Origin of the sequence: Pseudomonas vranovensis, assembly GCF_040438935.1 — a bacterium.
GTDB classification, from domain to species: domain Bacteria; phylum Pseudomonadota; class Gammaproteobacteria; order Pseudomonadales; family Pseudomonadaceae; genus Aquipseudomonas; species Aquipseudomonas vranovensis.
Map to the genome: position 1 here is coordinate 4,813,136 of NZ_CP159259.1, position 13,378 is coordinate 4,826,513.

The window sequence follows — 13,378 nt, forward strand, 5'->3', positions numbered from 1 at the left end:
CTCCTACACGGTAGGAGCGGGCTTGCCCCGCGATTTTTTTAGTCCCGCTTAACCAAGCCAGGCAACTGAGCAACCAGCTTCTGGTTGTTGAACGGCGCACGAATGAACCCGCGCTGCTTGCCATCCGGCCCGATCACCGCCAGGTTGCCGCTGTGATCGACCGTGTAGTTCGGCTTGCTGGTATCGGCCGGAATGAACGGAATGCTCACCGCGTTGGCCAGTTTCTGAATGTTTTCCAGTGAGCCGGTCAGGCCACGGAAATCCTTGTCGAAATAGCCCAGGTACTGCTGCAACTGCGTCGGCGTGTCGCGGTTGGGGTCAACGCTGACCAAAATGACCTGCAACCGATCGGCCGCTTCCTTGGGCAATTCGCTTTTCACCTGGCGCAACTGGGCGAGGGTGGTCGGGCAGATGTCCGGGCAGAAGGTGTAGCCGAAAAACAGCAGCGACCACTTGTCCTTGAGCTCATCCACCGCCACGGCCTGACCCTTCTCGTCGGTCATCTCCAGGCTCGGTACGGTGCGGCTTTGCGGCAGCAAAATGATGCCGGCGTCGATCAGCTCGGTGGGGTTGCCCTCGCTGCGGCCATTGAGCACCTTGTTGACGGTAAGCCCGAGGATCACGGCGACCAGGGCAACGAGGATGAAGACGGTTTTCTGGGTTCGAGTCATAGGTTCAACAGTAGGTAGTGATCTACAAGCAGCGCGATGAACAGCAGGAACAGGTACCAGATAGAGTACTTGAAGGTCTTGATCGCCGCGTGCGGCCGGCTGCCACGGTACAACACCCAGGCCCATTGCAGGAAGCGCGCGCCCAGCACCACGGCGCAGGCCAGGTACAGCAAACCGCTCATGTGAATGACAAAGGGCAGCAGGCTGACCGCCAGCAGCACCAGGGTATACAGCAGGATATGCACTTTGGTGTAGTGCTCGCCGTGGGTCACCGGCAGCATCGGGATATCCGCCTTGGCGTACTCTTCCTTGCGGTGGATGGCCAGGGCCCAGAAGTGTGGCGGGGTCCAGGCAAAGATGATCAGCACCAGCAGCAATGGCTCGGCACTGATGTGCCCGCTGATCGCTACCCAGCCCAACAGTGGTGGCGCCGCCCCGGCCAGGCCGCCGATGACGATATTCTGCGGCGTGGCACGTTTCAGAAAGCCGGTATAGATCACCGCGTAGCCCAGCAACGAGGCCAGTGTCAGCCAGGCGGTGAGGGCGTTGGTGAATACCAGCAGCAAGGCCATGCCCGACAGCGCCAGCAGCAAGGCAAAGATCAGCGCCGCAGCGGGCGCTACCCGTCCTTCGACCAGGGGCCTTTTATGGGTACGGGCCATCAAGGCATCGATGCGCCGGTCGACCACATGATTCACCGCTGCTGCCGCACCGGCGCAGCAGGCGATGCCCAGGTTGCCAAACAGCAGCACCGTCCACGGTACGCCGGCGCGGGTGGCGAGGAACATGCCCACCATTGAGGTGATCAACATCAGTACCACCACCTTGGGCTTGGTCAGCTCCAGGTAGTCGCGCCAGCCTGCCTGCAGTCTGCGCTCACTCAGAAGCGTCGCCATGCGTTATCTCCCAGATAATGAACCACACCGCCCGTGTTAAGCGGCGTCAGGCGCCAGCCCTGGCTTACCCGGCGCGCCTTGGCCCTGGCCACTACGCGAATGCGGTAATTGACCAGCACCATGCTCAACAACAACATGGCGCCCCCTGCGTTATGGGCCACGGCGACCGCAAGCGGCAGGTGGAACAGCACATTGCTGATACCCAGGCCAATCTGCACGGCCAGCGCCAGCAGAACCAGCCGCGCCAACTTGCTCAGGCCGTGACGGTGCAGTTTCCAGCTCAGCAGCAACAGCACGCAGGTGACCATCAATGCGCCCAGGCGGTGGCTGATATGAATGGCGGTGCGTGCATCACTGTCCAGTTGCCCGCCCAGGTAGTTGGGGCCGATGTGCTGGGTCAGGTGGAAGCCGTTGGCGAAATCCGCCTGCGGCCACCACTGGCCGTGGCAGGTGGGCAGATCGATACAGGCCACTGCCGCGTAGTTGGCACTCACCCAGCCACCCAGGGCGATCTGCCCGATCACCACCAGCAAGGCCAAGGCCGCGATCCGCCGCACGCTCAAGGGGAGCCTGGGCAAGGGCGGGAAGGCCCGCGACAGGCGCAGGCTCAGCAAAAACAGCAGGCTCAACGTCGCAAAGCCCCCTAATAGATGCGCCGTGACCACCTGCGGCCACAGCTTGAGCGTCACCGTCCACATGCCGAAGGCCGCTTGGGCGAATACCACGCCCAGCAGCATCAAAGGCAGGCGATAAGGTTGTCCCTCGCGTCCATGACGGCGCCAGGCTTGCCAGGCGAGCAAGGTAATCACCAGCGCCAGCGTGCCGGCAAAGTAGCGGTGGACCATCTCGTTGCGACCCTTGTGGGCTTCCACTGGCGTGTCCGGGAAGTGCAACTCGGCATGAGCGAGCTGCGCCTCGGTCTTGGGCACGCTGATAAAGCCATAGCAACCAGGCCAGTCGGGGCAACCCAGGCCGGCATGGGTGAGGCGGGTGTAGGCACCGAGCAGAACGACCACCAGTGCCAGCAAGGTGGCGAACACAGCGAGGCGAAATCCAGGTCTGGCCATGGTGAAGTCCTACCCGATATTGGACAGTTTCAGCAGGTGGCGCAGGTCGTTGAGCAGGTCCTTGCCCTTGACCCTGGCGTCATAGCGCAGCACCAGGTTGCCGTGGGGGTCGACGATCCACAATTGAGCATCCTGCTTGCCCTGGCTGGGCACGCCGTATTTGCCCAGGTCCAGCGAATAACGCTGCAGCTGCGGGTATTCACGCTCGAGTCGGGCTTGATAGTCGGTACTCACCGGCTGCGCAGTGGCCAGGGCATGGCTGGCACGACTGGCATCACGGCCCAGGCCGATCTGGATCTGCCGCGCCAGGTACACCAGTTGCTGGCAGTCCAGGCCGCAGCTCTTGGGCGCACTGACCAGCAGCTGCCAGCGCTGCTCGTCGGCGCTCACCCCAAGGTCGGCACGGCTCTGGCCGTTGCCGATCATTTCGCCGTGATAGCTGCGGCTGTCCGGCACCCAGAACTGGAACTTGTACATGCCGGTGGCGAGCAGCATCGGACCGATCACCACCAGCAGGATAAGGATCAGTTGCAGGCGCCCACGGGCGCGTCCTGACGGCGTCTTGCCTTCAGACATGTTGAGTGGACTCGTGACGACTCCCATGCTGTTTCTCCTTGTTGTTATGCCAGCCGAAGTAGAGGTAGAGCAGCACCAGGGCCAACGCCAGGGCAAACCACTGCACTGCGTAGCCCAGGTGTTTTTCCGGGCCCATGGCGACCACTGGCCAGTCCAGTCGATAGCTGGCCGGGCCCGGTTCCAGGCGCAGTTCATGAGCAAAGCCTTCGCGCCCCAGCTGCGACCACAGTTGAGCCGCATCGATGGCCGTCAGCAAGCGCGGCCAGTCGCCGCCCTCGGGGTCCGCGTGCAACTGGAACGTGGCGCCGGGCGCGACGTACACCCAGGCATCCAGGCTCAGGGTTTGCTCCGGCGTAGTGAACTGCACGGAATTGCGTCGGTCCGGCCAGGGCAGCCAGCCGCGGTTGACCAACAGCCACTGGCCACTGGCCTGATCGAGAAAGGGTTGCAGCAATTCGACGCCGACCTGGCCGTCACGCATGCGGTTGTCGAGCAACAGGCTATGGTGGGTATCGAAATGGCCGAACAGATGCACCCGACGATAGGCCGGGTCCTGCAACTGCGACACTTGCGCAACGCCCAAGGGCTCACTGGCCTGCCGTTCGGCATAGCTGACGAGCAGCGCGCGCTTCTGCTCGGCGCGGCCCAGTTGCCAGCAACCCAGCGCAATCAAGCCAGGCAGCAGCATCAGCACCACCAGGGTCGGCACCCAGCCCGGGCGAAATGGCTTCACCCGTTCACCCCATGGTCAATCGCTATACTTAAGGTCATCAATGCATCCCCCCGGAGTTTCGCCATGCTTAAAGCCGCGATTGTCCTGATGCTGCTGGCCACCATCGCCAGCTTGTTCAGTGGCCTGTTCTTTCTGGTCAAGGACGACGGACACTCCACGCGTCTGCTCAAAGCCCTGACGGTGCGGGTCACCCTCGCTGCGCTGACCCTGGCGCTGATTACCTGGGGCTTCTACAGCGGCCAGTTGGTATCTCACGCACCGTTCTAACCGGCACTACAGCACGTACACGAAGATAAACAGCCCCACCCAGACCACATCCACGAAGTGCCAGTACCAACTGGCCGCCTCGAAGCCGAAGTGTTTGTCGGCATTGAAATGCCCACGCATGATCCGCATCAGCATCACGAACAGGATCAACGTGCCCATGGTCACGTGCGCGCCATGAAACCCTGTGAGCATGAAGAAGGTCGCCCCATAGATACCCGAGCCCAGCGTCAGACCCAGTTCGGTATAAGCCTCGTGATACTCGTAGGCCTGCAGGATCAAAAAGGCCACGCCGAGGGCGATGGTCAACGCCAGCCAGAACTTGAGCGGGCCACGGTGGTTCTTGCGCAAGGCGTGGTGGGCAATGGTCACGGTGACACTGGAGCTGACCAGCAGGATGGTGTTGATCAGTGGCAGGTGCCAAGGGTCAATGATGTCCTTGGGTGGCGGAAAGAGTTTCGGGTCGGGCGTATTGAGCAACGGCCAGGCGAACTCGAAGTTCGGCCAGAGCATGTGCGCCACGCCTTTGGCGCCTTCCCCACCCAGCCACGGCCCGGCCAGGGTACGCACATAGAACAAGGCACCAAAAAAGGCGATGAAGAACATCACCTCGGAGAAGATGAACCATGACATGCCCCAGCGGAACGAGCGGTCCAGCTGCGGACTGTAGAGCCCGGCGCGGCTCTCTTTGATGACCGCACCGAACCAGCCGAACATCATGTAGGCCAGGCACAACGCCCCCAGAAAGAAGATCCACGGCCCATGAGAGTCAGGTCGCCCGGCTTTGAGGTCGTTGAACCAGGTGCCCAGGCCAAATACCGTGATGAACATGCCGATGGTGGCAATGATCGGCCACTTGCTTTGCGCCGGTACGTAATAGTGCTCATGCGAAGCCATTGAGTGTTCTCCTTATCGGGCGCCCTGTGCGTCCTGGCCCGCCAGTTGTGCAACCGGCGGGTGGCGAGCGGTGATATCGAACAACGTGTAAGCAAGCGTCAGATGTTTCACATCCTTGGGCAGGTCGCGGTCGACGATGAAGCGCACCGGCATCTCGATACGCTCTCCCGGTTGCAGCACCTGCTGGGTAAAGCAGAAGCATTCGGTCTTGTGGAAGTACGCCGCCGCCTCGGCCGGGGTTATGCTGGGGATGGCCTGGGCGCTCATGGGTCTGTCGGTCGGGTTGCGGGCAATGAACACCATCTGGTTGACCGCGCCGGGATTGACGTCGATCTGGTCGGCGGTGGAGTGGAACTCCCAGACCATGTCGCTGGCATTGGTCGACATGAACTGCACCTTCACCGTGCGGTTCGGATCACTGACCTGCGTTCCCTCGTACTGCCCACCGGTCTTGCCGTTGATGCCGAAGGCCTTGCACATCACGTCGTAGATCGGCACCAGGGCAAAGCCGAAGGCAAACATCACCACGGTCAACAGCATCAGCCGTATGACCAGGCGCTTGAGCGAAGTACCTTCACTCATGACTCTCTCCTTCGGCCCTGGCCGTTCATTTCACTTCCGGTGGTGTCTGGAAGGTGTGATAGGGCGCTGGCGATGGCACCGACCATTCCAGACCTTCGGCACCATCCCAGGGTTTGGCCGGTGCAGGTTTGCCGCCACGGATGCACTTGATCACGATGAACAGGAAGAAAATCTGCGTGGCGCCAAAGGTGAAGGCACCAATCGAGGAGACCATATTGAAATCGGCGAACTGCAGGTTGTAGTCGGGAATCCGCCGCGGCATGCCCGCCAGGCCAACGAAGTGCATCGGGAAGAACGCCAGGTTCATACCGATGAACGACAGCCAGAAGTGCAGCTTGCCCAAGGTCTCGTCATACATGTGCCCGGTCCACTTCGGCAGCCAATAGTAAGCCGAGGCAAAGATGCCGAAGATTGCTCCAGGCACCAGGACGTAGTGGAAATGGGCAACCACGAAGTAGGTGTCGTGGTACTGGAAGTCCGCCGGGGCGATGGCCAGCATCAGTCCGGAGAATCCGCCGATGGTGAACAGGATGACGAAAGCGATGGCGAACAGCATCGGCGTCTCGAAGGTCAGCGAGCCTTCCCACATGGTGCTGACCCAGTTGAACACTTTCACCCCGGTGGGCACCGCGATCAGCATGGTGGCGTACATGAAGAACAGCTCGCCGACCACCGGAATACCCACCACGAACATGTGGTGCGCCCAGACAATAAAGGAAAGAAACGCGATCGCGCCGGTGGCGTAGACCATCGAGGTGTAGCCGAACAGCGGCTTGCGCGAGAACGCCGGGATGATCGAACTGACCGCGCCGAACGCCGGCAGGATCATGATGTACACCTCGGGGTGGCCGAAGAACCAGAACACGTGCTGGAACAGTACCGGGTCACCGCCGCCGGCGGCACTGAAGAAACTGGTACCGAAGTGGATGTCCATCAGCATCATGGTCACCACTCCGGCCAGTACCGGCATCACTGCAATCAGCAAGAAGGCAGTGATCAGCCAGGTCCAGACGAACAGTGGCATCTTCATCAAGGTCATGCCCGGGGCACGCAGGTTGAGGATGGTGGCGATCACGTTGATCGCGCCCATGATCGAACTGATGCCCATCAGGTGGATGGCGAATATAAAGAAGGTCACGCTTTCCGGTGCGTAGGTAGTCGACAGCGGCGCGTAGAAGGTCCAGCCGAAGTTCGGCCCGCCGCCCGGCATGAACAAGGTCGAGACCAGCAGCAGGAAGGCCGCCGGCAACAACCAGAAGCTGAAGTTGTTCATTCGCGGCAGGGCCATGTCGGGCGCGCCGATCATCAACGGAATCATCCAGTTGGCCAGGCCGACAAACGCCGGCATCACCGCACCGAACACCATCACCAGGCCATGCATGGTGGTCATCTGGTTGAAGAATTCCGGCTGCACGATCTGCAGGCCCGGTTGGAACAACTCGGCGCGGATCACCATGGCGAACGAGCCGCCGAGCAGGAAGGCGATGAAGCTGAACCACAGGTACATCGTGCCGATGTCTTTATGGTTGGTGGTCAGCACCCAACGCATCAGGCCCTTGGCCGGTCCGTGGGCGTGGTCATGACCGTGGCTGTGGTCGTCGATCACTGCGCTCATGTCCTGTCTCCTGCAGTCCAGTGGCTGGTGCGGGTACACGCGTCAAGCCGGCTCATTTGCTTTCTGCCTGCTTGAGCGCCAGCACATCTTTTGGCGTGACCATGTCGCCCTTGTTGTTGCCCCAGGCGTTACGTTCGTAGGTCACAACCGCGGCGATATCCACTTCCGACAGTTGCTTGCCGAAGGCGGCCATGGCGGTGCCCGGCTTGCCATGGAAGACAATGCCCAGGTGATCTTCCTTGGGCCCGGTGGCAATTTTCGATCCCTTGAGAGCCGGAAACATCGGCGGCAGGCCCTGGCCTTCGGCCTGGTGACAGGCCACGCAGGTGGTGTGGTAGACCTTGTCACCACGCTCGACCAGCTCCTGCAGCGTCCATTCCTTGCTGGTCAGCTCCTTGAGCTTGGCGGCTTCTGCCTTGCGCTCGCCGAGCCAGGTGTCGTAGTCGGCCTTGGACTTGACCTCGACCACCACTGGCATGAAGCCGTGATCCTTGCCGCACAGTTCAGTGCATTGGCCACGGTAGATGCCAGGCTTCTCGACCCGAGTCCAGGCCTCGTTGACGAAGCCCGGGATGGCGTCGCGCTTGACCGCGAAGGCCGGTACCCACCAGGAATGAATAACGTCGGCGGCAGTCACCAGAAAGCGCACCTTGGCCCCGACCGGCAGCACCAGCGGCTGGTCGACTTCGAGCAGGTAATGCTCGTCCTTGGGGGCTTTGTTGTGGATCTGGTCGGCGGGGGTGGCCAGGTTGCTGAAAAACTCGACGTCCTGGCCCAGGTATTTGTAGTGCCACTTCCACTGGTAGCCGGTGACCTGGATATCGATATCCGACTCACTGGCATCGTAGATATCAATCAGGGTCTTGGTCGCTGGAATGGCCATGGCCACCAGGATCAGGAACGGCACCACCGTCCACATGATCTCGACCCAAGTGTGTTCGTGAAAATGCGCAGGTTGCTGGCCGGTCGAACGACGGTGAATGATCATCGACCAGAACATCGCGCCAAAGACCACCAGGCCAATGATCACGCAGATCCAGAAGATGGTCATGTGCAGGTCGAACACTGCGTTGCTGACTTCAGTCGCCCCTGGCGCCATGTTCACGGTCCAGGCGGCGTTGGCCTGACCGAATACCGACCACAACAGGAGGCCCATCCAGACATGTGGATGTCGCATCATTGCGGGTTCCCCTTATCGTTCTTGTTATCCCGGAGGCGTGGACCTACGGCTAAGGGTACGGCGGCCAAGACTGCGAACTTCGACGACCGAGCCCCTGCGAACTGCAGTCGGGCCTCATCAGCGAATCACTTTCAAACCGGAGTATAGACAGCGACTTCGACCACGCAACGCGACGCGGGAAATCAAAGGGAACAGGTTGAACGTTTGCGCGCCAGCCCGCGGACTGCCTGGCGTACGGCACAATGATGGCATTTCGATATAATCGCAGAATATAAGTGGCTTCGGGTTATGCCAAATACGTCTTAGTCGATTGCAGAATAGAGCTAACTTAGTGTCTTCCGTTTGTCACGCCTTTACCCTGGAGCTGTCATGAACATCGCCGCTTTGCGCGAGCAGATCACCCGTGCCCATCAACATGAGACCGAAACCGGCCAACTGAAAGAGCAACTCGTCCAACAATTGCCACACCTGCACCCCTCGATCCAGTTGCCTGAAATCGACGCTCAAGGTGCATTGACCCGCTTCGTCGGCGCTTACATCGAGCAGGTTCCAGAAATGCTGGAAGCTGCCAATTCCGTTGCCCGCGAGGCCGGTATCGAATCGCAGATCAAGCCGGTGCTGAAAATCGCCGAGCAATATTTCCTGCAACCGCCTGCCATCACCAATACCCACCTGGGCCTGGGATGTCTGCTGGACGAAGCCTACCTAGCGCATCGCTTGGTGGAAGAAGTGAACGACCTGTACATCAAGCACTTCAATCAACCGCTGATCCCGCTGGACACTACCGTGGCCAACCTGATCGCCCACCAACTGATCGGTGAAGAATTCGCCAACCAGCTCGATGAAGTGGTACACCACTCGGTAGACGAAATGCTCAATGAAGAGAGCTTCGCACTGGAGTCGGTGGAGCAGTACCGCGACAAACTCAGCAGCCCGGCAACCGGCGCCGCATGGAAGCGCTGGCCATGCTTGTCGCGCCAACTGGGCGTAGGGCTGGAGCTGGATCAGTCGGCCTGATGTGTTAGCAATAGCGGGGCAAGCGGCTACAAGCAGCTTGCCCCCGATCACCTGAATCAGGCCCCCAGTCCCGCTGTCGTGCGCACCCGCCCTTCCACCCGCCGCTTCAGGCGACGCTGCTCGATCACCAACCTCGAGCCATTGCCAGCATTGGCCCGCCCCCAGTCCTCGAGCAGTTCGAGGCATGAATGGTCGATGTAGCTGAGGTTGGCCAACGGCACATGCAGCGTGGTGCCGGACGGAATGCCTTCGAGCGCCTGGGCCAGGGCCGGCACCTTGAGGAAGGTCGCCGCACCGCTCAACCTGAGTTCCAGATGTCCCGGTGTGTCGAGGCTGACCACGCTGATCTTCAGACGCGCCGCCTTGAACGCCAGCTTGAGAAGTGTCAGAGCAAACCCAAGCAGCACTCCCGTCAACAGGTCAGTGAAGATGATCGCCAGCGCCGTCGCGGCATAAGTGAACATCGGCATCCGGCCATATCGGCCCAAACCGCGAAACGCCTTGAAGTCGACCAATTTGAACCCGGTGTAAACCAGCACACCCGCCAGGCTCGCCACCGGTATCTGCTGCAGCACGCTGCTGAGCACTACCACAAATGCCAGCAACCACACCCCATGCAGAATCGCTGAAATCCGGGTGCGCGCACCGGCCTGTACGTTGGCTGAGCTGCGTACAATCACGCCGGTCATCGGCAACGCACCCAAGACCCCGCAGAGCATATTGCCCATACCCTGGGCGGATAATTCTCGGTCAAAATCCGAGCGTTGACCGTTGTGCATCCGATCCACCGCCGCCGCCGACAGCAAGGTTTCGGCACTGGCGATGAAGGCCAGGGCAAAGGCGGCAATCAAAAGATTGGGATCAGCAAGATTGAGCAGGTCGGCCGGACGCAACCAGTCGATGGCCTGGCTCAAGTCAGCCGGCACCTGCACCCGGTTCACCGGCAGCATCAACCAGATGCAGATTGCGGTCATCAGGGCAACGCCAAGCAAGGCCCCTGGCACAAAACGCAAAGCGTGCGGCCGCATACGCTCCCAGCCCCACATCACGGCAATGGTACCCAGCCCCAATGCACCGGCTTGCCAGCCATTGCCCGCCGTTTCAAGCGGCAGTGCCTTTTGCACCGTGGCGGGAAACCCCATCAGATTGGCAAGCCCCGACGGCTGCGGCGCACTGTCGAACATCACATGTACCTGGGATAGCACAATCAACACGCCAATGCCGGCCAGCATGCCGTAAACCACTGCCGGCGCCGTTACCCGAAACCAGCAGCCCAGGCGTAAGCGCCCGGCCAGCAACTGCAGCAATCCGGCCAGCAGCAGGATGGGACCCAGCATGGCCACGCCATGCTGGCGCACCAACTCGAATACCAATACCGCAAGGCCTGCAGCCGGGCCGCTGACCTGCAAGGGCGAGCCGGCCAGCCAGCCCACCACAATGCCGCCGATGATTCCTGTGATCAGGCCTTTGGCCGGCGGCATGCCGGAAGCAATGGCGATGCCCATGCACAACGGCAGGGCCACCAGAAACACCACCACCGAGGCCAGCAACTCACGCGGCAAGGCCGCTTTGACTTGTGTCTTGTTCACCGTGTCACTCCTTCTTTTTTCGTTTCACAGCCATTCCAATGGCCGATGGCACACCCCTGACAGACGTGCAGGCGCAAACCGCCAGGCGAGCCGGCAGACAATCAGGGGAATTCAAGGCAGCCGATGACCAGGCCGCACCCGTCGGGTGCGGCCGTCAATCAGCGTGTTGCGGGAGTTTCAGGGACGCTTAGTAGCGACCTCTAGGCGTAGCGCAGGGAATTGGCTGGCCTGCGGCCAGGGGCAGGAAACTGTCGCTGGCGGCGTCGTACGCTTCAATCTGACTGGTTTCGATGTCATAGATCCAGCCATGGATATACAACTGGCCAGCCGCCAGGCGCGAGGCTACCGAAGGGTGTGTACGCAGGTGGTGCAGCTGGGCAATGACGTTTTCCTTGGTCAGCACTTGCATGCTTTCGTGCTCGCTGCCGCACGAGCAGTTGTCTTCAACCACGGTGCGGGCTACTTCGGCATGGCGCAGCCAGGCTTTGACCGTCGGCATCTTCTCCAGGCTGTTGGGGTTGAGCACCGCGCGCATGGCGCCACAGTCGGAGTGGCCGCAAATGATGATGTGGTGTACACCCAGCGCCAGGACGGCATATTCGATGGCGGTCGAAACGCCGCCGTTCATCTGCCCGTAGGGCGGCACGACGTTACCGACGTTACGCGTGACGAACAGATCGCCCGGTGAGCTCTGGGTGATCAGCTCAGGTACGATGCGTGAGTCGGCACAGGTGATGAACATCGCACGGGGCGTCTGCGCGGTGGCGAGCTTCTTAAACAGCTCTTGTTGCTCAGGAAATACGTCATGGTGAAACCGCAGAAAGCCATCGACGATATGCTTCAGGGCGGCATCGGCACTCTCGGCAGGCACTTCCGGGACAGCCTTGGATGGGTCCTTTACGGGCATGTTTCATCCTCTTTGACGGTTTTAGGTTAAGTCCATTTTACCGGGTTGATGATTGGAACAGCACATGGCATTTAGATGACAAGTGCCAGCCAATAATCACTTAAATCGTTGGCTGAATTCCTACGCTACTCGGCGAAACTTAACTCAAACTGAATTCGGAGGCTCTAGAACAGGCGTTCCAGACCATGAAACAAGTGCAGTAGATAGTATCAAAAAAACATTAATGGCCAATACCCATTATTGTTTTCACAGTAACGACATCTGCCCACCTGGCGGACAAAACGCACTGCAATCAAGGGCATAGCCCTCGCGTCGGTTGAGCCCCAACCGACGAAGCGCCTTGCTGAAGCGTTGCGCCAACAACTCGGCAAACACACCCTCACCACGCATGCGAGCACCGAAACGACTGTCGTAGAGCTCGCCGCCACGGCTTTGGCGGATCAGACTCAACACATGCGTGGCACGCTGCGGGTAATGGTCCTGCAGCCATTGTTCAAACAGCGGCGCTACTTCCAGGGGCAGGCGCAACATCATGTAGGCGGCACTGAGCGCGCCGGCCGCCTTGGCCGCCTCGAGCAGGTGCTCAAGCTCGCTGTCGTTGATCATCGGGATCATGGGTGAGCACAGTACGCCAACCGGAATGCCCGCCTCACTGAGTACACGAATGGCCCGCAGTCGAGCCTTGGGTGCTGCGGCGCGGGGTTCCAGGGTGCGCTTGAGCTCATCATCCAGGGTAGTGAGGCTGATCATCACCGCCACCAGCCGTTGCTGGGCCAGCTCGGCCAGTAGATCGAGGTCGCGCAGGATCAGCGAGCCCTTGGTCACGATGGTGACCGGGTGGCGATAACGCAGCAGTACCTCCAGCAGCCGTCGGGTGAGCTTCTGTTCACGCTCGATGGGTTGGTAGGGATCGGTATTGGAGCCCAGGTTGATCGGTGCGCACACATAGCCTGGCTTGCTCAATTGCTGTTCGAGCACCGCCGCCGCGTTGGTCTTGGCGATCAACTTGGTTTCAAAGTCCAACCCGGGCGACAGGTCCCAATAGGCATGGCTGGGCCGCGCATAGCAGTAGATGCAGCCGTGCTCACAACCTCGATAAGGGTTGATCGAGCGGTCGAAGGGCAGGTCAGGCGAGTTGTTGCGGGTGATGATGGTCTTGGCGGTTTCGATCCGCACTTCGGTGCCCTGGGTAAGGGGCACTTCCTGATACCAGCCATCGTCCTCGGCCACCGAACGGTTCGGGGCAAAGCGGTTATGCGGATTGCTCGTGGTGCCACGGCCCCGCACCGGGCCTTGAGGAATAGACATGAAAACGCCCCGATAACTGTTTTTATATACAGTACACGGGGCGTTTGTGCGATGCCAGTACCGCCGGGCGCGCGCC

The 13,378-nt window shown here is 60.6% G+C and carries 14 protein-coding genes; 2 read left to right on the forward strand and 12 right to left on the reverse strand.

The window, feature by feature from the left end; genetic code table 11:
* Positions 1-38 precede the first annotated feature (38 nt).
* Genes ABVN19_RS22240 through ABVN19_RS22260 form a run of 5 tightly spaced genes read right to left on the reverse strand, consistent with a single transcriptional unit; the run spans position 39 to position 3,943 of the window.
* Positions 39-671 carry an SCO family protein gene (locus ABVN19_RS22240; RefSeq protein ID WP_028942634.1) on the reverse strand — a complete coding sequence of 211 codons (633 nt, stop codon included), beginning with the start codon at positions 669-671 and terminating at the stop codon, positions 39-41.
* On the reverse strand, positions 668-1,567 hold the full coding sequence (gene cyoE / locus ABVN19_RS22245) for a heme o synthase (RefSeq protein WP_028942633.1): 900 nt from the start codon (positions 1,565-1,567) through the stop codon (positions 668-670). Before cyoE ends, ABVN19_RS22240 begins: the two co-directional genes overlap by 4 nt.
* Positions 1,552-2,634 (reverse strand): COX15/CtaA family protein, encoded by a 1,083-nt coding sequence (locus ABVN19_RS22250; protein ID WP_028942632.1) that lies wholly within the window; start codon positions 2,632-2,634, stop codon positions 1,552-1,554. The genes cyoE and ABVN19_RS22250 overlap by 16 nt, the downstream gene beginning before the upstream one ends.
* Positions 2,635-2,643: 9 nt before the next feature.
* Positions 2,644-3,237 carry a hypothetical protein gene (locus tag ABVN19_RS22255; RefSeq protein WP_028942631.1) on the reverse strand — a complete coding sequence of 198 codons (594 nt, stop codon included), beginning with the start codon at positions 3,235-3,237 and terminating at the stop codon, positions 2,644-2,646.
* Complete coding sequence (locus tag ABVN19_RS22260; RefSeq protein WP_028942630.1) at positions 3,203-3,943, reverse strand: SURF1 family protein; 741 nt, start codon at positions 3,941-3,943, stop codon at positions 3,203-3,205. The genes ABVN19_RS22255 and ABVN19_RS22260 overlap by 35 nt, the downstream gene beginning before the upstream one ends.
* 63 nt (positions 3,944-4,006) lie before the next feature.
* On the opposite strand from ABVN19_RS22260, the gene ABVN19_RS22265 reads away from it, so the two are divergent.
* A complete protein-coding gene (locus ABVN19_RS22265) occupies positions 4,007-4,210 on the forward strand; it encodes a twin transmembrane helix small protein (protein ID WP_028942629.1) in 204 nt (67 codons plus the stop codon).
* A gap of 6 nt (positions 4,211-4,216) precedes the next feature.
* Here the strand turns inward: ABVN19_RS22265 and ABVN19_RS22270 are convergent, their stop codons facing one another.
* Genes ABVN19_RS22270 through coxB form a run of 4 tightly spaced genes read right to left on the reverse strand, consistent with a single transcriptional unit; the run spans position 4,217 to position 8,481 of the window.
* Positions 4,217-5,104: a cytochrome c oxidase subunit 3 gene (locus ABVN19_RS22270; protein WP_105641137.1), complete on the reverse strand. Its 888-nt coding sequence runs from the start codon at positions 5,102-5,104 to the stop codon at positions 4,217-4,219.
* Positions 5,105-5,116: 12 nt separating this feature from the next.
* Entirely contained in the window at positions 5,117-5,686 is a 570-nt protein-coding gene (locus ABVN19_RS22275; protein ID WP_105641136.1) for a cytochrome c oxidase assembly protein, read from the reverse strand.
* Positions 5,687-5,711: 25 nt separating this feature from the next.
* Positions 5,712-7,301, reverse strand: coding sequence for a cytochrome c oxidase subunit I (gene ctaD, locus ABVN19_RS22280; RefSeq protein WP_028942626.1), 1,590 nt, complete (start codon positions 7,299-7,301; stop codon positions 5,712-5,714).
* A 52-nt stretch (positions 7,302-7,353) separates the two neighbouring features.
* Positions 7,354-8,481 carry a cytochrome c oxidase subunit II gene (gene coxB / locus ABVN19_RS22285; protein WP_028942625.1) on the reverse strand — a complete coding sequence of 376 codons (1,128 nt, stop codon included), beginning with the start codon at positions 8,479-8,481 and terminating at the stop codon, positions 7,354-7,356.
* A 369-nt stretch (positions 8,482-8,850) separates the two neighbouring features.
* Between coxB and ABVN19_RS22290 the strand changes: the two genes are divergently transcribed.
* Positions 8,851-9,498: a hypothetical protein gene (locus tag ABVN19_RS22290; RefSeq protein WP_028942624.1), complete on the forward strand. Its 648-nt coding sequence runs from the start codon at positions 8,851-8,853 to the stop codon at positions 9,496-9,498.
* 56 nt (positions 9,499-9,554) lie between these two features.
* Here the strand turns inward: ABVN19_RS22290 and ABVN19_RS22295 are convergent, their stop codons facing one another.
* The 3 genes from ABVN19_RS22295 to ABVN19_RS22305 all read right to left on the reverse strand — a co-directional run bounded on the left by ABVN19_RS22295 (position 9,555) and on the right by ABVN19_RS22305 (position 13,302).
* Positions 9,555-11,087: a SulP family inorganic anion transporter gene (locus tag ABVN19_RS22295; RefSeq protein ID WP_028942623.1), complete on the reverse strand. Its 1,533-nt coding sequence runs from the start codon at positions 11,085-11,087 to the stop codon at positions 9,555-9,557.
* Positions 11,088-11,274: 187 nt separating this feature from the next.
* Positions 11,275-11,994 carry a carbonic anhydrase gene (locus tag ABVN19_RS22300; RefSeq protein ID WP_028942622.1) on the reverse strand — a complete coding sequence of 240 codons (720 nt, stop codon included), beginning with the start codon at positions 11,992-11,994 and terminating at the stop codon, positions 11,275-11,277.
* Between the two features lie 246 nt (positions 11,995-12,240).
* Positions 12,241-13,302: a PA0069 family radical SAM protein gene (locus ABVN19_RS22305; RefSeq protein ID WP_105641135.1), complete on the reverse strand. Its 1,062-nt coding sequence runs from the start codon at positions 13,300-13,302 to the stop codon at positions 12,241-12,243.
* Positions 13,303-13,378: the final 76 nt, after the last annotated feature.

Bases quoted from the DNA above. Each gene is read 5' to 3' on its own strand.
- ABVN19_RS22240 (WP_028942634.1), bottom strand. From the start codon at position 671: ATGACTCGAACCCAGAAAACCGTCTTCATCCTCGTTGCCCTGGTCGCC.
- cyoE (WP_028942633.1), bottom strand. From the start codon at position 1,567: ATGGCGACGCTTCTGAGTGAGCGCAGACTGCAGGCAGGCTGGCGCGAC.
- ABVN19_RS22250 (WP_028942632.1), bottom strand. From the start codon at position 2,634: ATGGCCAGACCTGGATTTCGCCTCGCTGTGTTCGCCACCTTGCTGGCA.
- ABVN19_RS22255 (WP_028942631.1), bottom strand. From the start codon at position 3,237: ATGGGAGTCGTCACGAGTCCACTCAACATGTCTGAAGGCAAGACGCCG.
- ABVN19_RS22265 (WP_028942629.1), top strand. From the start codon at position 4,007: ATGCTTAAAGCCGCGATTGTCCTGATGCTGCTGGCCACCATCGCCAGC.
- ABVN19_RS22270 (WP_105641137.1), bottom strand. From the start codon at position 5,104: ATGGCTTCGCATGAGCACTATTACGTACCGGCGCAAAGCAAGTGGCCG.
- ABVN19_RS22275 (WP_105641136.1), bottom strand. From the start codon at position 5,686: ATGAGTGAAGGTACTTCGCTCAAGCGCCTGGTCATACGGCTGATGCTG.
- ctaD (WP_028942626.1), bottom strand. From the start codon at position 7,301: ATGAGCGCAGTGATCGACGACCACAGCCACGGTCATGACCACGCCCAC.
- coxB (WP_028942625.1), bottom strand. From the start codon at position 8,481: ATGATGCGACATCCACATGTCTGGATGGGCCTCCTGTTGTGGTCGGTA.
- ABVN19_RS22290 (WP_028942624.1), top strand. From the start codon at position 8,851: ATGAACATCGCCGCTTTGCGCGAGCAGATCACCCGTGCCCATCAACAT.
- ABVN19_RS22300 (WP_028942622.1), bottom strand. From the start codon at position 11,994: ATGCCCGTAAAGGACCCATCCAAGGCTGTCCCGGAAGTGCCTGCCGAG.
- ABVN19_RS22305 (WP_105641135.1), bottom strand. From the start codon at position 13,302: ATGTCTATTCCTCAAGGCCCGGTGCGGGGCCGTGGCACCACGAGCAAT.